Origin of the sequence: Frigoribacterium sp. CFBP 8759 (genome assembly GCF_014841655.1) — a bacterium.
GTDB lineage: Bacteria > Actinomycetota > Actinomycetes > Actinomycetales > Microbacteriaceae > Frigoribacterium.
In genome coordinates, this window is record NZ_JACYUH010000002.1 from 748,127 (window position 1) to 767,024 (window position 18,898).

The following is an 18,898-nucleotide window of genomic DNA, read 5'->3' on the forward strand; positions in this document are numbered from 1 at the left end:
CGACCGAGGCGGTCACGCCGCGTCCTTCTCGTCGACGGGGGCTCCCGGCACGACGTCGAAGGAGCCCGTGTTGGTGCCCACCGGAGCGTCGTGGTGGGCCTCGGCGGCCGACGCGCGCGCCCGCGTGATGGCCTCCATGACGACCTCGACCGTGATGACGCCGATGAAGGCGTCGCGTCGACCGGTGACGAGGGCCGCACCCGCACTCGAGACGAGCATCGTGTCCAGGGCGTCGTTGAGGGTGGCGCCGCTGCCGATGACCGGCAGGTCGGCGTCGGGTGACGAGCCCAGCACGTCGAGACGGCCGAGCTGGCGGCGCGAGGGCCACGAGACGGGGCGTTCCCGGTCGTCCACGACGACCGCGTGGCCGTGACCGGCCGCCTCGACCCGGGCGAGGACGTCGGCGGCCGAGTCGCCCGCTCGGGCGACGACGGCCTCGGCGAGGTCGACGTCACGGACGCGCGTCAGCGTCAGCTGCTTGAGGCCGGCCCCCGACCCGATGAAGTTCTCGACGAACTCGTTCGCCGGCTCGGCGAGGATGCGCTCCGGGGTGTCGTACTGCACGATGTGCGCGCCCTCGGAGAAGATGACGATCCAGTCGCCGAGCTTCACGGCCTCGTCGAAGTCGTGGGTGACGATGACGATGGTCTTCTGCAGCTCGTGCTGGATGTTGATCAGCTCGTCCTGCAGGCGCTGGCGGGTGATGGGGTCGACGGCACCGAAGGGCTCGTCCATCAGCAACACGGGCGGGTCCGCCGCCAGTGCCCGCGCGACGCCGACGCGCTGCTGCTGACCACCCGAGAGCTCACGCGGGTAACGGTCGCGGTACGTGGCCGGATCGAGCGACACGAGTTCGAGCAGCTCGTCGACGCGGGCGGCGATGCGCTCCTTCGACCAACCGAGCATCTTCGGGACGATGGCGATGTTCGCCCCGACGGTCATGTGCGGGAACAACCCGCCGGCCTGGATCACGTAGCCGATGCGGCGGCGCAACTCGTCGCCGTCGATCGAGGTGACGTCGTCGCCGTCCAGGACGATCCGCCCCTCGGTGGGCTCGATCAGCCGGTTGATCATCTTGAGGGTCGTGGTCTTGCCGCACCCCGACGGTCCGACGAGCATGACGATCTTGCCAGCCGGGATCTCGAGCGTGATGCCGTCGACGGCCGGCTCGGCCTGGCCGGGGTACCGCTTGGTGACCTGGTCGAGGGTGATGCTGCGGCCCGAGACCTCGTCCGAGGGGGACGAGGAGGCGCGGGTGGGGTCAGTTCTGGACACGGATGCCTCTCGAGATGGTCAGGCGGCCGAGGCCGACGAGGAGGAGGTCGAGGACGAGGGCGAGGAGGACCACGCCCACCACGCCCGTGACCACGGAGGCGAGCGCGTTCGCGCCGCCCAGTCGGGACAGGCCCGAGAAGATGAAGCCGCCGAGGCCCGGGCCGAGCGCGTACGCCGCGACCGCGGCGATGCCCATCACCATCTGCGCGCTGACGCGCACGCCGGTGAGGATGATCGGCCAGGCGAGGGGCATCTGGACGGTCGCCAGGGTCCGGAAGCGCCCCATGCCGATGCCGCGAGCCGACTCGACGAGCGAACCGTCGACCTCGTGGAGGCCGACGACGGCGTTCCGCAGGATCGGCAGTGCGGCGAAGAACGTGACGACGATGACCGACGGCGCGACGCCGAACCCCGCGAAGGGGATGAGCAGGCCGACCAGCGCGAACGACGGAAGGGTCAGCCCCACGGCCGACACCCCGTTGGCCAGCGCGTAGAGCGTCGGGTTGCGGTGCACCAGGGCGGCGAGGCCGACCGAGACGACGACCGCCAGGACGAGGCACTGCACCACGAGCGAGAAGTGTTGCCATGAGGCGAACCAGATCTGGCTCCAGCGGTCCACCACGAAATCCCACGCCAAGCAGACCATCTCCTCTGAGCAACGACCATCAGTCCGAATCGTCGCTTCCCCGAGAGGCGACCGGCGTCCACACTAACCACGCCCCCCACGCCGCGTCATGTCGCCGACCACCCGTCCGGGAGCCCGGGAGTCGCCTGCCGTTATGAAATCCGGCAGATGAAAGCCCCGATGGGAACGGCGTGTCGACTTTCGCCGACACGCCGTTGTAACGATCCTCAGATCCTCGCCCCGCAGGGCCTCCGTCAGCCGACGCGGGCTCCGGTCGAGACCTTGTACCGCGCCCCGTGGTGCTCGTCCGGCAACCGGTCTCCGCGCCCGAACAGCTTCTGCCGCAGCGTGCCCGGTTCGTACTCGGTGGGATAGACGCCCCGCGCCTGGAGCACGGGGATCACGTGCTCGACGACGTCCTCGAACGTGCCCGGAGTGATGGCGTAGGCGAGGTTGAACCCGTCGACGTCGGTCTCGTCGACCCACTCCTGGAGCTGGTCGGCGATCTCCTCGCCGGACCCGACGATGCGGGGCCCGAGACCGCCGATCCCGGCCGCCTCGGCGATGTCGCGGATCGTCCACTCCGCGCCCGTGTCACCCGCCTGCGCCTGGAAGTTCGCGAGGGCCGACTGGATGGCGTTGCTCTCGACGTCACCCACCGGGTCGTCGAGCGAGTAGGTCGAGAGGTCGACGCCCATCCAGCCCGACATGAGCGTCAGGGCGCCCTCGTGCGAGGCGTAGCGCCGGTACTCGTCGTGCTTGGCCCGGGCGGCCTGGGGGGTGGCGTCGGTGATGATCGTCAGCAACGTGTAGATGCGCGCCGAGTAGCGGCCGCGGCCCGCGGCCTCGAGCGCGTCCCGGATCTTGCCGACCGTCGCGGCCAGGCGTTCCTTGGTCGGGGCCGCGACGAAGATCGACTCGGCGTTGCCGGCGGCGAAGCGGATGCCCCGCGGCGAGGCACCCGCCTGGTAGATCACGGGGGTGCGCTGTGGGCTGGGCTCGGCGATGTGGATGCCGGGCACCTTGTAATAGGTGCCGTCGTGCCTGATCTCGTGCACCTTGGCCGGGTCGGTGAAGACGCCGGACTCACGGTTGCGGACGACCGCGTCGTCCTCCCACGACCCCTCCCACAGCTTGTACAGGACCTCGAGGTACTCGTCGGCCTGGTCGTACCGGGTGTCGTGGTCGAGCTGGTCGTCGGCCCCCATGTTGCGGGCGGCGCTCGGCAGGTAGCCGGTGACGACGTTCCAGCCGATCCGCCCCTCCGTCAGGTGGTCGAGAGTCGACATGCGCCGGGCGAACGGGTAGGGGTGCTCGTAGGCCGTGCCGGCGGTGATGCCGAAGCCCAGGTGCTCGGTCGCGGCGGCCATGGCCGAGACGAGCAGCACCGGGTCGCCGACCGGGGTCTGGGTGCCGTTGCGCAACGCCGCGTCGTGGTTGCCGCCGTAGACGTCGTACGTGCCGAGCACGTCGGCGATGAAGAGCCCGTCGAAGACGCCCTTCTCGAGGAGGCGCGCGAGGGAGGTCCAGTAGCTCAGCTTCGTGTAGTCGGCCGAGCGGTCGTCGGGGTGCCGCCAGAGACCGGGGGACTGGTGCCCCACGCAGTTCATGTCGAAGGCGTTGAACCGGATTCGTCGAGTCATGAGGCCATCATCACGACCCGGGCCCGTGCTGTCGTCCTCGCCGACACACGAGGTCACACTCCGCGCCCCGTAGCCTGTGTCGGTGCTCCCGTTCCGCAGCCACGTCACCGACGTCGACCGCCCCCGTCTCACCCGCGATGTCTACGTCCTCGGCGTGATCGCCTTCTTCGTCATGGTCGGCTTCGGGGTGGTCGTCCCGGTCCTGCCGGTCTACGCCCGCAGCTTCGGCGTCGACCACGCCCTGGTGGGTGCCGTCCTCTCGGCCTTCGCCCTCATGCGCCTCGTGGCGAGCCCGTTCGTGGGTCGACTCATCGACCTGATGGGCGAGCGGGTCGTGCTCTCGGTGGGCATCGGCATCGTGGCGCTGTCGAGCGGACTCGCCGGGCTCGCCCAGACCTACCCGCAGCTCCTCCTGCTCCGGGGGGCGGGCGGCATCGGCTCGGCCATGTTCAGCATCGCGGCGATGACGTTGCTGCTCGGCGCGACCGACCCGTCGCTCCGGGCCCGGGCCGTCGGCTTCTACCAGGGCGGGTTCCTCGTCGGCGGCATGGCGGGTCCTGCCCTCGGCGGGCTGCTCGCGACCATCTCGTTGACGGCGCCGTTCTTCTTCTACGCGGGCACGCTCGCCGTGGCCGGCCTGGTCGGCGTCGTGCTCCTGCGCCGGGCACCGCAGCACTCCTCGACGACCGTCACCGCGCCTCCGGTGCCCCTCGGGGTCGTGCTGCGCGACGTGCGGTTCCGGACCGCGTGCGTGGCCAACTTCGCACAGGGTTGGTCGTCGCTGGGGGTGCGCAGCGCCCTCGTCCCCGTCCTCGTGGTCGAGGTACTGCGCGGACCGACGGCCTGGACGGGGTTGCTCTTCGCCGCGTCGGCGGTGGCCCAGACCATCGCGCTGGCACCGGCTGCGCGCTTCGTCGACACCGTCGGCCGTCGACCGGCCGTCATCGGCGCGTTCGCGGTGGCGGCCGTGACCCTGTTCGCGGTGTCCCTCGCCCCGGACGTCTGGACCCTCGGCGCCCTGCTCTGCGTCTACGGCGTCGCGACGGCGTTCATGGGCACCGCGCCCGCGGCACTCGTCGGCGACGCCGCGGGCGCCCGCGGTGGTCGTCCCGTCGCGATCTTCTCGATGTGCTCGGACGTGGGGGCGATCGCCGGGCCGCTCGTCGCGGGCCTGCTCGTCGACACGGTCTCGTACCCCGCGGCGTTCGGCGTCGCGGCCGTCCTGCTGGCCGTGGCGGCCGGGGCGGCGATCCGCCTGCCCCGGACCGCCACCGGCACGACGACCCCGGCCTGATCAGCCGAGGTGCACGGGCACCTCGGTGGGCAGCAGGTCCTCCTTGCGGCCGCGGATGAGGAAGAACGAGATCGGCGCGGCGAGCAGCATGGCGATCGCGGCGGCGAGGAAGGCCACCGAGTAGCCGTCGACCAGCGGACCGAGCGGCCCGCCCACCGTCGACGTCGAGGACGCGACGGCCCCCGCGTACAGGTTCGTGAAGACGGCGAGACCGATCGATCCGCCGATCTGCATCATGGCGTTCGAGGTCGCGCTGGCGGCACCGGCGTCGTGCGGCGCGACCCGGCTGAGCGCCAGGTTCTGCATGGGCACGAAGATGCCGGCGAGGCCGACGCCCATGACGAGCAGGGCCGGCAGCACCTGGACGGCGTACGAGCCGTCGGCCGTGATCTGCGTGGCGAGCCAGAGCAGCCCGGCCCCCGCGACGAGCGGCCCGACGATCATCATCGGGCGGGGGCCGACGATCGGCAGCGCCTTCGTCAGCAGGGGAGCGCAGACCATGATGACCAGCGTCATCGGCAGGCTGGCGAGCCCCGCCTCGAGCGGGCCGAAGCCGAGCACGATCTGCAGGTGGAAGGTCAGGTAGAGCAGGGCGCCGATCATGACGCTCCCGACGATCAACTGCACCAGGAAGGCACCGCCACGGACGCGGTCGGCGAGCACGCGCATCGGCAGCAGCGGGTGGTCGCTCCGTCGCTCGACGACGACGAACAGGGCGAGCAGACCGGCCCCCAGGGCGATGAAGCCGATGACGACGGCCGAGCCCCAGCCGTCCTCGGCCCGGGTGAAGCCGTAGACGAGGCTGGCGAGGCCGGCCGCGACGACGATCGTGCCGACGACGTCGAGGCGGTTCCGCCCCTCGGCCCGGCTCTCGCTCACGACGAAGGCGGCGGCGACGATGGCGACCAGCACGATCGGCACGTTGACGAGCAGGCACCAGCGCCAGCTGACGAACTCGGTCAGCACGCCGCCGAGCACGAGCCCGACGGCCGCGCCGGCGCCCGAGATGGCGCCGAAGACGGCGAAGGCGGTGTTCCGGTCGCGACCCGACGCGAAGGTGGTGGTGAGCACGGCCAGGGCCGCGGGGGCGAGCAGGGCCGCGAACACGCCCTGCAGGCCACGGGCGAGGATCAGCTCGCCACCGGTCTGCACGAGCCCGCCGAACGCGGAGGCGGCACCGAAGCCGACCATCCCGACGATGAAGGTGCGCTTACGGCCCCAGAAGTCGGCGATCCGACCACCGAGCAGCAGCAGCGCGCCGAAGGCGAGCGCGTAGGCCGTCACGACCCACTGGCGGTTCTCGTCGCTGAGGCCGAGGTCGGCCTGGGCGTCGGGCAGGGCGATGTTGACGATGGTGCCGTCGAGGACGACGACGAGTTGCGCGAGGGCGACGATGACGAGCACCCACCAACGGCGCGACGAACGCGTCTCGGTGGGGGCGGGGGCGACGGTGGTCACTGCGGTACCTGTTTCTCTGGGGGACGACGAACTACCCTACCTACTAGTTGGTTGGTTCGTAAGTCGGCTACGGTGATCCGATGCGAACCGATGCCGCCGAGACCCGTCGAGCCATCCTCGAGGCCGCGACCGCCGAGTTCTCGCGACACGGGTTGGCCGGGGCGCGCGTCGACCGCATCGCAGCCGAGGCCGGCTGCAGCAAGGAGCGCCTCTACGCGAACTTCGGTGACAAGAGGTCGCTCTTCACGACCGTCCTGAACGGCACCTTCGAGACCATGGGCGAGGCCGCGTCCCGCCCGGCCGCGAGCGTCGAGGAATTCGCCCTCGCCGTCTTCGACCACATGCAGGCCCACCCCGACCACAACCGGCTGCTCGCCTGGGCCCGGCTCGAGGGCGAGCACGACTGGGAGGCCTCGGTCCCCACCCTGCGCTCGGTCCAGGACGCCGCCCTGTCGCAGCTCGACCGCCTTCGCGGCGACCCCGCCGTGACGGTGTCCTGGAGCAGCGACGACATCTTCGCCCTCGTCATGTCGCTCGCCTGCGCCTGGCAGAACCTGCCCGGTCTCGGCGAGGCGCATCCGGGCGTGGTGCTCGACCCCGCCCTGCAACGCGAGATCGTGCGCGAGGCCGTGCGGCGCCTCACCACGGCCTGAGCCGGGCCCCGGGCCGCTCCACCGCACCGACGACGAAGGAGGCGCGCCCCGGTCACCCGGGACGCGCCTCCTTCTCGAGGTCGGTCGCGACTACTTCTTCGCGTCGACCTTCGGCGTCACCTTGAGGAATCCCGCGCGCGGGTCGCCGAGACCCACCAGCGGGGTCGTGTCGCGGCCGCCGACGAAGTTCGTCACCCATCCCGACAGGATGCGGAACTTCCGGTTCAGCGTCGGCATCGCGTACAGGTGGTAGCCACGGTGGGCCATCCAGGCCGGCACGTTCTTCAGCTGGAGGCCGAACATGCTGGCCGCGCCCTTGCCGATGCCGTAGCTCGCCACGGTGCCGAGCGACTCGTGGCGGTACTCCTTGACGGGCTCGCCCGACAGGGTCGCGATGACGTTGTCGGCCACGGTGACCGCCTGGCGCACGGCGTTCTGCGCGTTCGGCGGGTAGTACGCCGGCTGCTTCTCGGCCAGCAGGTCGGGGACCTGCGCGCCGTCGCCGAGGGCCCAGACGCCGTCGAGCTTCTGGCCGTCCTCGGTCTGGACCTGCAGGGTCGCGCTGACGTTCACGTGTCCCTTCGGGCCGAGGGGGAGGCCCATGTCGCCGAGCACCGGGTTCGGCTTGACGCCGGCCGTCCAGACGATCGTGCCGGCGGGGATGGTCTCGCCGTCGCTCAGCACGACGTCGCCGTCGACGCACGAGGGCATCGTCGTCTTGAGGCGGATGTCGATGCCTCGACCGCGCAGCTGGCCCAGGGTCCACTTTGAGAGCTCGGGACCGACCTCGGGGGCGACGCGGTCCAGGGCCTCGACGAGCACGAAGCGCAGTTCGTCGCGTGACAGGTTCGGGAACGTGTCGACGGCGGAGTTCGCGGCGTCGGACAGTTCGGCGAGGGCCTCGACGCCGGTGTAGCCGCCACCGACGAAGACGACGGTGAGGAGCTTGCGGCGGACGGCCGGGTCCTTGACGCTCGCCGCCTCGGCGATGTTGCCGAGGATGCGGTCACGGACGTACTGAGCCTCTTCGACGCTCTTGAAGCCGACGCCGTTCTCGGCCAGGCCCGGGGTCGGGAAGGTCCGGGTGACGGCGCCGAGGGCGACGACCAACTGGTCGTAGGCGATGTCGCTGGACTCGCCGTCCGCACTCGTGACGGTGACCTTCTTGGCCTCGCTGTCGAGCCCGGTGACCGACGCCTCGACGACCTTCGTGCGCTTGAGCGTCTTGCGCAGCGGCACGGTGACGTCGCGGGCGGCGATGTGGCCACCGGCGACCTCGGGCAAGAACGGCTGGTAGGTGAAGTACGGGGCCTGGTCGACGAGGGTGATGCTCGCCGCCTGGGGTGGGTGTCGCTTCTGCAGTTCGAGTGCAGTGGTGAGCCCGGCGGAACCGCCGCCGAGAATTACGATTCGCTTGGTCATGTATGTGTTCCTCCCTCAGACGACCGTACCCCCGGGGCCGCCTGCCGGAACGCCACACGCCGAACGGCCCGGCACCCCTCGGGGGCCGGGCCGGGCACGGCCGCGCGTCGGACGGTGGGGTCAGCGACCGCCGTCGAGGTCGCTCTGCGTGAACGACCCGTCCGGTTCGCCGTCGTGGGGTCCGCCGTCGGCGGCCGGCTCGTCCGGGACCTGCGCGTCGACGTACGACCCGTCGCCCTCGCTCGTGCCGGCTTCTTCGGTGTAGGTGCCGTCGGCCTCGCCGTCGTGCGGCCCGCGCGTGCGGGCGCCGCCGTCGAGGTCGTCGTCGACGTACGAGCCGTCCTCGCCCGAGGTGGGTCCGCCGGTGCTCGGCCGGTCGTGCTCGTGGTGGTTGGCGTCGCTGCCCATGGGTGCTGCCCTTCGTCGAGATCGGTCGGCGTCGTCGCCGCCCGTGCGGCTCACCCTAGACCGACGTGGTGCCGGTCGACCGGGCGGGACCGTGTCGTCAGAACCCCTCGTTCTCGCGGGTCACGTAGGGCGACTCCAGCGCGTCGAGCTCGTCGTCGGTGAGCCACAGGTCGACCGAGGCCACGGCGTCGTCGAGGTGCTGCATCTTCGTGGCACCGACGATGGGGGACGTGACCGCGTCCTGCTGCCGCACCCAGGCCAACGCGACCTGCGCGCGAGGGACGCCCCGCGCCTCCGCGACGTCGGCGACGGCCTGCGCCACGAGGCGGTCACCGTCCTCGCGCTGCTTGTAGAGCGTCTGACCGAAGCGGTCGGTCTCGGTCCGGGCCGTGGTGGCGTCCCAGTCCCGGGTCAGCTTCCCGCGGGCCAGGGGCGACCAGGGCAGCACGCCGACGCCCTGGTCCAGGCAATAGGGGTGCATCTCGCGTTCTTCCTCGCGTTGGATCAGGCTGTACTGGTCCTGCATCGAGACGAAACGCGTCCAGCCCCCGAGGTCGGCCGCGTGCTGCATCGAGGCGAACTGCCAGGCCCACATGCTCGAGGCGCCGATGTAGCGGGCCTTGCCGGCCTTGACGACGTCGTGGAGCGCCTCCATCGTCTCCTCCACGGGCACCTCGGGGTCGAAGCGGTGGATCTGGTACAGGTCGACGTAGTCGGTGCCGAGCCGGCGCAGGCTGTCGTCGATCGCGCTCATGACGTGCCCCCGGCTGAGCCCGGCCCCGTTCGGGCCGGGACGCATGCGGCCGTGCACCTTGGTCGCCAGGACGACCTCCTCGCGGGTCGCGAAGTCCCGCAGTGCCCGTCCGACGATCTCCTCGCTGGTGCCGTCCGAGTAGACGTCGGCGGTGTCGAAGGTCGTGATGCCGAGCTCGAGCGCCCGCGAGATGAACGGGCGGCTCTCGTCCTCGGGCAGGCTCCACTCGTGCGTCCCGCGGTCGGGCACGCCGTAGCTCATGCACCCCAGGGTCACCGCCGAGACGGTCAGGCCGCTCGTGCCCAGTCGTGCGTACTCCATGTGTGGCACCTCTCGTCGTCGAGGCGGGGCACCGACGCCCGCGCCGACTGCGACCCTACGCGCGGGGCGGCGCGGTCCGGCCCGCGATCGACGCGTCCCCACGGATCACCGAGGCGGCGTGTCGGAGCGCCCTCCGCGCCTCCGGGGTCCAGGGAGCGCCGACGAAGTCGTGGAAGGCACCGCGGTACAGCCGCAGCTCGACGCGTCCACCCGCCGCGGTCACGCCCGCGGCCAGCCGCTTCACGTCGGGCGTCAGCAGGTCGCGATCGCCGGCGTAGGCGAACACGGGCGGGAGACCCGAGAGGTCGCCGCGCACCGGGCTGACGACGGGGTCGGCCGGATCACGGTCGCCGGCCCACCACCGACCCGCGGCGACGAGACCGTCGCGGGCGAGCATCGGGTCGAGCGGTGCGACCTCGTCGATCGCGGGGGAGTCGAGCAGGGCGTCCACCCACGGCGAGAAGAGCACGAGCGCGTCGGGTGCCGGTCGGCCGGCGTCGCGTCCCCGCATGGCCGCGACGAGGGCGAGCGCCCCGCCCGCCGAGTCGCCGGCCACGACGACGCGGGACGGGGAGGCGCGGCGCACGTCCGCGAGGACGGCGTCCAGCAGCGGCAGCGCGTCGTCCACGTCGTGGGCCGGCGCGAGCCCGTAGAGGGGCACGGTGACGACGGCCCCGGAGGCGCGGACGAGACCCGCGAGCAGGTTCCAGTGCGTGGCCAGGACGGGGTGCACGTAGGCACCGCCGTGCAGGTAGACCACGTGGACGCCGCTCGGGGCCCGACGCGGACGGAGCGTGACGACGCGCGCACCACCGACCCGCGCCTCCTCGACGGTCGCGACGCGGTGCACCGCTCGCGTGACCGGCGCGGCGGAGCCCTGACGGGCGACCGAGCGGACGAGCGAGTCCTCGGACTCGGTCGAGCGGGGGCGGAAGCGGAGGCGCAGGCGCAGGCGCAGAAGAGCACGCGTGGCGGCCATCGAGAGCGACATGACCCGACCCTACGGGCGCCGGGGACGACCAGGGGAGGCGGGGGCTACCGGACGGGATGCGAGGGGGCTAGCTTGGCCCCCGAACGGGTCACCCGACCCCGACGTCGCCGGTGCCGTCATCTGGGAGCGCGCACCGACGGCACACCTCGCTGCACGAACACACCCGAAGGAACGACGATGTTCGACACACGCTTCATCAGCAGTGCCATCTCCCGGAGCGCCGAGACCCCGATCGATCGACGACGGCTGCTCGCCGCCGCCGGCGTCACGGGCCTCGGCACGGGGCTCGCCGCGGTCGCCGCGACGCTGCCCGCCCAGTCCGCGGCCGCCGTCTCGCCCTCCGACGAGGTGATCAGTGATGCGACGATCCTGAACTTCGCACTCAACCTCGAGTACCTCGAGGCGGAGTTCTACCTCCGGGCCGTCACCGGCTCGGGGCTGCCCGCCGACCAGATCACGGGCATCGACCCCCAGGGCGGCGTCGTCGGCGGCGCACCCGTGCCGTTCAAGACCACGATCGTCAAGCGCATCGCGCAGGAGATCGCGGCGGACGAGAAGGCGCACGTCTCCTTCTTGCGGTCGGCGCTCGGCGGCGCGAAGGTGTCGCGACCGGCGATCGACCTGCAGAGCAGCTTCACGGCGGCGGCCCTCGCGGCAGGTGTCATCACACCGGGCCAGACCTTCGACCCGTTCGCCTCGGAGGAGAACTTCCTGCTCGGGGCGTTCATCTTCGAGGACGTCGGCGTGACCGCCTACAAGGGGGCCGCACCCCTGATCTACAACAAGACCTACCTCGGCGCGGCCGCCGGCATCCTCGCGGTCGAGGCGTACCACGCAGGCATCATCCGCACCACGCTGAACGCCAAGGGACTGCAGGTGCCCGCGACGAAGATCTCGGACGCCCGCGACTCCCTCGACGGGTCGACGGACGACGACCAGGGTCTGACCCTCGGTGGCGTCCAGAACCTCGTGCCGACCGACGCCAACGCCATCGTCTACGGACGGACCGCCGAGCGCGTGCTCAACGTCGTGTACCTGACGCCGAACCAGATCGACAAGGGCGGGTTCTTCCCGCAGGGCATCAACGGCTCGATCGTCGCCAGCGGCAACCCCGGCAGCGCGGTCTGACGACCGACGAAGGCCCGAGAACCAAGGAAGGCCCGCACACCGAGGTGTGCGGGCCTTCCGTCGCTTGCGAACAAGCATCTGTCTCAACACAGATCTGGTGAAACATCTCTAGAGAGACTGTTTCGAGTGTCCGAGGGGGGACTTGAACCCCCACGCCCTATACGGGCACTAGCACCTCAAGCTAGCGCGTCTGCCATTTCCGCCACCCGGACTGGATGGTGCCGACCGAAGCCGACACGAAAGATTAGCACGGCTCGGAGGGCCCTCGTGACCACGGCCACGTCCGTCGGCGTGAGCGGCGCGGCAGGTAGCGTGGGGCGCATGACGACGACCCCCACGAGCACCGGTCCGACCGAGCCCGAGCTCGACGAGACGGCCCGCATCGCCCGCGACCTCATCCGGTTCGACACGTCGAACTACGGCGGTGGGCGGTCGAACGGCGAGGCGGATGCCGCCGAGTACGTCGAGGCGGCCCTCCTCGACCTCGGCCTCGAGCCGCAGCTGTTCGAGTCCGAACCCGGCCGGGTCAGCGTGATCGCCCGGGTCGAGGGCGCCGAGCCGGCGAAGCCCGGACTGGTGGTGCACGGCCACCTCGACGTCGTGCCCGCCGACCCCGCGAACTGGTCGGTCGACCCGTTCGGCGGCGTCGTCCGCGACGGCATGCTCTGGGGGCGCGGCGCCGTCGACATGAAGAACATGGACGCCATGATGCTGACGGCCGTCGGCGACATCCTGCGGGCGGGCGAACGACCGGCCCGCGACCTCGTGCTGGGCTTCCTCGCCGACGAGGAGGCCGGGGGAGTCCTCGGCTCGCACTTCCTGGTGAAGGAACACCCCGGGTTGTTCGACGGCGCCACCGAGGCCATCAGCGAGGTCGGCGGCTACTCGACCTTCATCGACGGTCGACGCTCGTACCTGCTGCAGACGGGCGAGAAGGCCCTGATCTGGATCAAGCTCAGGGCTCGGGGCACCGCCGGCCACGGCTCGCAGATGATCGAGGCGAACGCCGTGACGCGCCTGGCCGAGGCGGTGGCCGTCCTCGGCCGCCAGCAGTGGCCGATCGTGCTGACGGACACGACGACCGCCCTGCTGGGCGAGGTGGCCCGCATCCTCGACGTCGACGTGCACGAGGTCGCACCCGACGAACTGGTCCTGCGCACCGGCACCGCCAAGGGCTTCATCCGCGGCTCGCTGCGCACGACGACCAACCCGACGATGCTGACGGCGGGCTACAAGCACAACGTCGTGCCCGACACAGCCGAGGCCCTGGTCGACATCCGGTGCATGCCGGGGCAGGAGGCGGCGGTGCTCGCCGAGGTCCGGGCCCTGATCGGCGACGACGTCGAGATCGAGACGATGCACACCGACATCGGGCTCGAGACGCCCTTCTCGGGGCCCCTGGTGGACGCCATCACCGCCACCCTCGACCGGCACGACCCGGGGGCACCCGTCCTGCCCTACCTGCTCTCGGGCGGCACCGACAACAAGGCCCTCAGCCTGCTCGGCATCGCCGGGTACGGCTTCGCCCCGCTCCGGCTCGACGAGGGCATGGACTTCCCGGCCATGTTCCACGGCGTCGACGAACGGGTCCCGCTCGACGCACTATCCTTTGGCAGTCGCGTCCTGCGGGACTTGTTGTCGACGTACTAGCAACCCCCGCACCAGAAGGGTCACCCGCGTGGAGCATCTCCTCCAGGCACTCCTGCTCGGCCTCGTCCAGGGCCTCACGGAGTTCCTCCCCGTCTCGTCGAGCGCCCACCTGCGGCTCGTCGGCCTGTTCTTCAGCGATCCCGGGGCGGCGGCCGAGTTCGACCCGGGCGCCACCTTCACGGCGATCACGCAGCTCGGCACCGAGCTCGCGGTCGTCATCTACTTCCGGCGCGACATCACCCGCATCGTCTCGCGCTGGTTCGCGGGCGTGACCGGCAAGATCCCCCGCACCGACCCCGACGTCCGCATGGGCTGGCTCGTCATCATCGGCACCGTCCCGATCGTGCTCGTGGGGTACGTCGCGCAGGAGTACATCCGCACGGTGTTCCGCTCGCTCTGGATCGTGGCGATCGTCCTGATCGTGTTCGGCGTCCTTCTCGGACTGGCCGATCGTCTCGGCAAGAAGACCGAGCGCTTCGAGGACATGCGCTACGGCCACGGCATCGCCGTCGGCGTCGCCCAGGTGCTGGCGCTCTTCCCCGGCGTCTCGCGGTCGGGTGCCACGACGACCACGGCACTAGCACTCGGCTACACGCGTCCCGCCGCCGCCCGGTTCTCGTTCCTGCTCGCCGTGCCCGCCGTCTTCGGCAGCGGTCTCTACGAACTCGTCCAGAGCTTCAGCGACCCCGGGCCCTACTCGCTGGGCGAGACCCTGGCCGCCACGGTCGTCGCGTTCGTCGTCGGCTTCGTCGTCATCGCGTTCTTCATGAACTACATCTCGCGCCGCAGCTTCGCCCCGTTCGTGGCCTACCGCATCGTGCTCGGCGTCGTCCTGCTCGTCCTGCTCGGCACGGGCGTGGTGGCCGCATGAGGTCCTGGGCAGAACCCGACGTCCCGCGCCTCCCGGGCCTGGGCGACCTCCCGTCGCTCCACGACACGTCGACCGGCACGGTGCACCCGACCGAGGTCGACGGGTCGCGGGCCGGTCTCTACGTGTGCGGCATCACTCCGTACGACGCCACCCACCTGGGTCACGCGTCGACCTACCTGGCCTTCGACACCCTGCTGCGCGTCTGGCGCGACGCCGGGGTCGAGGTGGTCTACGCCCAGAACACGACCGACGTCGACGATCCGCTGCTCGAGCGGGCGACGGCCACCGGCGTCGACTGGCGAGAGCTCGCGGACGGCCAGACCGACCTCTTCCGCAGCGACATGCAGCACCTGGCCGTGGTGCCGCCGACGCACTACGTCGCGGTGACCGAGGTGGTGACCGACGTCGCCGACGCCGTGGCGCGCCTCCTCGACCGGGGTCTCGCGTACCCCGTGCCGACCGATGCCTCGAGCGCCGGCGACGACCTGTACTTCGACGTCCGGGCCGCCGAGCGCGACACCGACTGGCACCTGGGGCTCGAGAGTCGCTACGACGCCGAGACGATGGCCCGGTTCTTCGCCGAGCGCGGCGGCGACCCCGATCGCGCCGGCAAGCGCGACCCCCTCGACCCACTGCTCTGGCGCGCGGCCCGCGACGACGAGCCGTCGTGGCCCACCACCGTGGGCGCCGGCCGACCCGGTTGGCACATCGAGTGCACCGTCATCGCCCAGCAGCACCTCGACGTGCCCGTCACCGTCAACGGCGGCGGGAGCGACCTGGTGTTCCCGCACCACGAGATGAGCACGGCGCACGGCACGGCCCTCACCGGCCGCCCCTACGCCGTCCACCACACGCACACCGGGATGGTCGGCTACCAGGGCGAGAAGATGAGCAAGTCGCTCGGCAACCTCGTGAAGGTCAGCGAGCTCGTCGCCGCGGGCCGCGACCCCCGCGCCGTCCGGCTCGCCCTCCTGGCGCACCACTACCGCTCCGACTGGGAGTGGTTCGACGCCGACCTCGTCGCCGCCGAACGTCGTCTCGAGCGCTGGCTCGCCTGGGCAGCCACGAGAGCAGGAGGCGCGGTGCCGGTCCCGGCCCCCACCCCGTTGGTCGTCGGCCTGCGCTCGTCGCTGGCGGACGACCTCGACACGCCCTCGGCCCTCGACGCCGTCGACGCCGTCGTGGCCCGGGGAACGGCCCCGTCCGAGGTCGACGTCGACGCCGTGCAGGCGCTGCTGGGCATCGACCTGCGCGCCTGAACGCCGCCGACGGCGCCGAGGCGACCGGTCCGTCCCGGCACCCGGACGAAACGGGTCGTCCATCCCGTTCTCCATGCGCATGCATGAGTCTTCCTCAATCAGCACGCCCGTCTGCCCTACGATGGTCGGCGTGGAGACGTCGACGACCGCCCCGGCCCCGGCCGCGACGCCGGGCGACGCCCGCCGGCCGCTCACCCGACGCGACACCCGCGTCGACCTCTGGATCACCGCCCTCACCGCGGCGCTCGGCCTCGTCACGCTCTGGCTCAGCGCCGTCATCGTCGAGGACGCCGAGGGGGCGGGTTCGCCCTCGACCCTCGAGAGCGTGCTGTGGCTCCTGGGCCTCTGCGCCCCGCTCGCCTTCCGACGGCAGCGTCCCGTGGCCGTCCTCGTCGTCGTGTCGGCCGTGTTCCTGGCCGCCCAACTGAGGGGCTACCCCGACACCCTCACCCCGTCGATCGTCGAGTTCGTGGTCATCTTCACCGCGAACGCCTGGGCCGCCCGGCGCGGCCGTGCGCTCGTCGTCAGCGTCGTCGTGACCGCGGTCATGTTCGTCTGGCTGGGCGTGTGGCTGCACTCCGTCTACGTGTCCGACGCCGAGGCACCCGACCCCGTGACCCTCGCCACGATCGCCTACACGCTCGTGTCGAACGGCATCGTCCTCGTCACGGCCATCGCGTTCGGCCGGGCGGCCCGCGTGTCGGCCACCCGGCTCCACGCCCTCGAACGCACGGGGGTCGAGCTGCGCGCCGCCCACGAGCTCGTCGCCGATCGGGCCATCAACGAAGAACGCACCCGCCTCGCCCGCGAGCTGCACGACGTGGTCGCCCACCACGTGGCCGTCATCGGCATCCAGGCGGGCGCCGCCCGGCGGACGCTCGACCGGCCCGACATCGCACGAGGCGCCCTCTCGGCCGTCGAGGGCACGGCGCGGACGACCATCGACGAGCTGGACCGCCTGCTGTCCGTCCTGCGGTCGCGGGACGGCGAGGCCGGGTCCGGCCCCTCGGGCCTCGGCGCCCTGCCCGAACTCATGGCCGACACGCGAGCCCTGGGCCTCGACGTCCGGTTCTCGGTGCACGGCGACGCCCGCGACGTCCCCGAGAGCATCGGGGTCACCCTGTACCGCATCACCCAGGAGGCCCTGACCAACACCCTCAAGCACGGCAACGCCTCCCTCGCCGAGGTGCACCTCCGCTACGGCGACCGGACGATCGAGGTCGAGGTCGTCGACGACGGTCGTCCCGGCCCCATGCCCTATCCCGGCGCGGGTATCCCGCAGGGATCGACGGCGACCGGCCCCGGACTCGGCCAGCGGGGCATGCGCGAGAGGGTCGACCTGCACGGGGGCGAGCTCCAGCTCGGCCCCCGCTCGCGCGGGGGCTACCGGGTGTGCGCGGTCCTGCCCGTGAACGCCTGCGCCGACGCCCGCCCCCTCGACCACGTCACCGCCGCCGAACCCTCCGAGAGACCATGACCGACACGACCGCCCCCGTCTCCGTCCTGCTCGTCGACGACCAGGACCTCGTCCGCACGGGTTTCCGCATCATCCTCGACACCGCACCCGACGTCCGCGTCGTCGGCGAGGCCTGCGACGGGCTCGAGGCCGTCGACCTCGTCCGGCGGCTCCGCCCCGACGTCGTCGTCATGGACATCGAGATGCCCGTCCTCGACGGGCTCGAGGCCACGCGCCGCATCCTCGCGCAGTCATCCGGGGGCGGCCCGGCGATCCTCGTCCTGACGACCTTCGGCCGGGACGACTACGTCTTCCGGGCCCTGCAGGCGGGGGCGAGCGGCTTCCTGCTCAAGACGGCCACGCCGGAGGACCTGATCGAGGCGATCGCCGTCGTCCACCGCGGAGACGCCCTGCTCTCGCCCCAACTCACCCGTGCCGTGGTCGAACGCGCCGTGGGCGACCCCGCGACGACGCGCGTCGTCGTCCCCAGCCCCGCACTGGCGACCCTCACCGAACGCGAACGCGAGGTGCTCGACCGGTTGGCATCGGGGGCCTCCAACGCCGAGATCGCCCGCCGGCTGTTCCTGGGCGAGGCCACGGTCAAGACGCACGTCTCCAACGTGCTCGGCAAGCTCGGCCTCCGCGACCGGACGGCGGCCGTGGTGTTCGCCTACGAGAACGGCGTCGCGGTCCCGGGCGGGCCCGCCACCTGACCGGGGCCGTCGTACCGGGCCCCACCCCGCCCCTCCTGACGGGTCGCCGGAGGACCGGTCAGGGGACCGGGGGGTACCGCGGGTCGTCCGGTCGTCCGTCCCCGCCCTTGCCGTCGCGACGACGGAGGTACCGTTCGAACTCCTGCGCGATGGCCTCGCCGCTCGCCTCGGGGCTGTCCACCGTGTCGCGGGCCTGCTCGAGCTGCTCGATGTAGCCCGCCATGTCCTCGTCGTCGGCGGCGAGGGCGTCGATGCCGGACTCCCAGGCCGTCGACTCGGCGGCGAGCTCGCCGCGGGGGATCGTCACGCCCGAGAGCTCGTCGAGCTTCTCGATGAGCGCGAGCGTCGCCTTGGGCGACGGGGCGTTGTGGACGTAGTGGGGGACGGAGGCCCAGATCGACAGGGTCGGCACGCCCGCGGCCTCGACGGCGTCGGCGAGGACCGACAAGATGCCCACCGGCCCCTCGTAGGTGCTGCGCTCGAGGGTGTACTCGTCGCGGACGGCCTCGTTCTCGCTGCTGACGAAGACCGAGATGGGCCGCGTGTGGGGGACGTCGGCGAGCATGGATCCGAGGAACACCACGCCCGTGACGTCGTGCACGTCGATCAGGTCGACGATCTCGGCGGCGAAGCCGCGCCAGCTCCGCGACGGTTCGGCACCGAGCAGCACGAGCACCTCGGTGGTGGGCGACGACGGGTCGCGGGGGAGGACCGTCGCGGCGTCGGCGGCCGCGTGCAGCTGGATGCGCGGCCACACGAGGGTTCGCACCCCGTCGTCGTCGAGCCCCACCTGCGGGCGGTTGAACTGGTAGTCGATGTACCGTTCGCCGTCGAGTTCGGCCACCGGTTCGAGCGAGAGGGTCTCGACCAGGCTGCGCGCGACGCCGCTGGCGGCCTCGCCGGCGTCGTTCCAGCCCTCGAAGGCGACCACCAGCAGGCGTCCCGCAGCGAAATCCGACGTGTTCGTCAACCTGTGT

General features: G+C 71.7%; 17 protein-coding genes and 1 tRNA gene. 8 read left to right on the plus strand and 10 right to left on the minus strand.

All coding sequences use genetic code 11. The annotated features are described in order from the left end of the window. Positions 1–12 precede the first annotated feature (12 nt). The 3 genes from IFT79_RS08775 to IFT79_RS08785 all read right to left on the minus strand — a co-directional run bounded on the left by IFT79_RS08775 (position 13) and on the right by IFT79_RS08785 (position 3,543). Complete coding sequence (locus IFT79_RS08775) at positions 13–1,275, minus strand: ABC transporter ATP-binding protein (RefSeq protein WP_056045134.1); 1,263 nt, start codon at positions 1,273–1,275, stop codon at positions 13–15. Beyond that, a complete protein-coding gene (locus IFT79_RS08780; protein ID WP_233568317.1) occupies positions 1,262–1,912 on the minus strand; it encodes an ABC transporter permease in 651 nt (216 codons plus the stop codon). Before IFT79_RS08780 ends, IFT79_RS08775 begins: the two co-directional genes overlap by 14 nt. Positions 1,913–2,154: 242 nt before the next feature. Then, entirely contained in the window at positions 2,155–3,543 is a 1,389-nt protein-coding gene (locus tag IFT79_RS08785; protein WP_192123667.1) for an LLM class flavin-dependent oxidoreductase, read from the minus strand. Between the two features lie 82 nt (positions 3,544–3,625). On the opposite strand from IFT79_RS08785, the gene IFT79_RS08790 reads away from it, so the two are divergent. Further along, the gene (locus IFT79_RS08790) at positions 3,626–4,837 is read left to right on the plus strand and encodes an MFS transporter (RefSeq protein ID WP_267658021.1); all 1,212 of its coding nucleotides are present in this window, start codon (positions 3,626–3,628) and stop codon (positions 4,835–4,837) included. Here IFT79_RS08790 and IFT79_RS08795 read toward each other — a convergent pair whose 3' ends face one another. Beyond that, positions 4,838–6,295 (minus strand): MFS transporter, encoded by a 1,458-nt coding sequence (locus IFT79_RS08795; protein WP_267658019.1) that lies wholly within the window; start codon positions 6,293–6,295, stop codon positions 4,838–4,840. It lies immediately after the preceding gene. Between the two features lie 80 nt (positions 6,296–6,375). Between IFT79_RS08795 and IFT79_RS08800 the strand changes: the two genes are divergently transcribed. Continuing rightward, positions 6,376–6,948: a TetR/AcrR family transcriptional regulator gene (locus IFT79_RS08800; RefSeq protein WP_192123668.1), complete on the plus strand. Its 573-nt coding sequence runs from the start codon at positions 6,376–6,378 to the stop codon at positions 6,946–6,948. Positions 6,949–7,038: 90 nt separating this feature from the next. On the opposite strand, the gene IFT79_RS08805 is transcribed toward IFT79_RS08800, so the two are convergent. From IFT79_RS08805 to IFT79_RS08820, 4 genes are all read right to left on the minus strand, one after another. Further along, positions 7,039–8,370 carry an NAD(P)/FAD-dependent oxidoreductase gene (locus IFT79_RS08805; RefSeq protein WP_123570054.1) on the minus strand — a complete coding sequence of 444 codons (1,332 nt, stop codon included), beginning with the start codon at positions 8,368–8,370 and terminating at the stop codon, positions 7,039–7,041. A gap of 120 nt (positions 8,371–8,490) precedes the next feature. Then, positions 8,491–8,778, minus strand: coding sequence for a hypothetical protein (locus tag IFT79_RS08810; protein ID WP_043594967.1), 288 nt, complete (start codon positions 8,776–8,778; stop codon positions 8,491–8,493). 97 nt (positions 8,779–8,875) lie between these two features. Then, positions 8,876–9,853 (minus strand): aldo/keto reductase, encoded by a 978-nt coding sequence (locus IFT79_RS08815; RefSeq protein ID WP_056045111.1) that lies wholly within the window; start codon positions 9,851–9,853, stop codon positions 8,876–8,878. Between the two features lie 55 nt (positions 9,854–9,908). Next, positions 9,909–10,844, minus strand: a complete 936-nt coding sequence (locus IFT79_RS08820; RefSeq protein ID WP_192123669.1) for an alpha/beta hydrolase fold domain-containing protein — start codon at positions 10,842–10,844, stop codon at positions 9,909–9,911. A 177-nt stretch (positions 10,845–11,021) separates the two neighbouring features. Here IFT79_RS08820 and IFT79_RS08825 point away from each other — a divergent pair, with 177 nt between their 5' ends. Next, the gene (locus IFT79_RS08825) at positions 11,022–11,972 is read left to right on the plus strand and encodes a ferritin-like domain-containing protein (RefSeq protein WP_043594964.1); all 951 of its coding nucleotides are present in this window, start codon (positions 11,022–11,024) and stop codon (positions 11,970–11,972) included. Between the two features lie 127 nt (positions 11,973–12,099). Here the strand turns inward: IFT79_RS08825 and IFT79_RS08830 are convergent. Continuing rightward, positions 12,100–12,184 (minus strand) — tRNA-Leu (locus IFT79_RS08830). 109 nt (positions 12,185–12,293) lie between these two features. Between IFT79_RS08830 and IFT79_RS08835 the strand changes: the two genes are divergently transcribed. The 5 genes from IFT79_RS08835 to IFT79_RS08855 all read left to right on the plus strand — a co-directional run bounded on the left by IFT79_RS08835 (position 12,294) and on the right by IFT79_RS08855 (position 17,921). Beyond that, positions 12,294–13,622 carry a M20/M25/M40 family metallo-hydrolase gene (locus IFT79_RS08835; RefSeq protein ID WP_192123670.1) on the plus strand — a complete coding sequence of 443 codons (1,329 nt, stop codon included), beginning with the start codon at positions 12,294–12,296 and terminating at the stop codon, positions 13,620–13,622. A gap of 28 nt (positions 13,623–13,650) precedes the next feature. Beyond that, the gene (locus IFT79_RS08840) at positions 13,651–14,493 is read left to right on the plus strand and encodes an undecaprenyl-diphosphate phosphatase (RefSeq protein ID WP_056045103.1); all 843 of its coding nucleotides are present in this window, start codon (positions 13,651–13,653) and stop codon (positions 14,491–14,493) included. Next, a complete protein-coding gene (gene mshC / locus IFT79_RS08845) occupies positions 14,490–15,752 on the plus strand; it encodes a cysteine--1-D-myo-inosityl 2-amino-2-deoxy-alpha-D-glucopyranoside ligase (protein ID WP_192123672.1) in 1,263 nt (420 codons plus the stop codon). Before IFT79_RS08840 ends, mshC begins: the two co-directional genes overlap by 4 nt. Before the next feature lie 130 nt (positions 15,753–15,882). After that, complete coding sequence (locus IFT79_RS08850) at positions 15,883–17,229, plus strand: histidine kinase (RefSeq protein ID WP_192123674.1); 1,347 nt, start codon at positions 15,883–15,885, stop codon at positions 17,227–17,229. Continuing rightward, a complete protein-coding gene (locus tag IFT79_RS08855; protein WP_123570049.1) occupies positions 17,226–17,921 on the plus strand; it encodes a response regulator in 696 nt (231 codons plus the stop codon). The genes IFT79_RS08850 and IFT79_RS08855 overlap by 4 nt, the downstream gene beginning before the upstream one ends. A 58-nt stretch (positions 17,922–17,979) precedes the next feature. Here IFT79_RS08855 and IFT79_RS08860 read toward each other — a convergent pair whose 3' ends face one another. Further along, the gene (locus IFT79_RS08860; protein ID WP_192123676.1) at positions 17,980–18,891 is read right to left on the minus strand and encodes a proteasome assembly chaperone family protein; all 912 of its coding nucleotides are present in this window, start codon (positions 18,889–18,891) and stop codon (positions 17,980–17,982) included. Between the last annotated feature and the right edge of the window lie 7 nt (positions 18,892–18,898).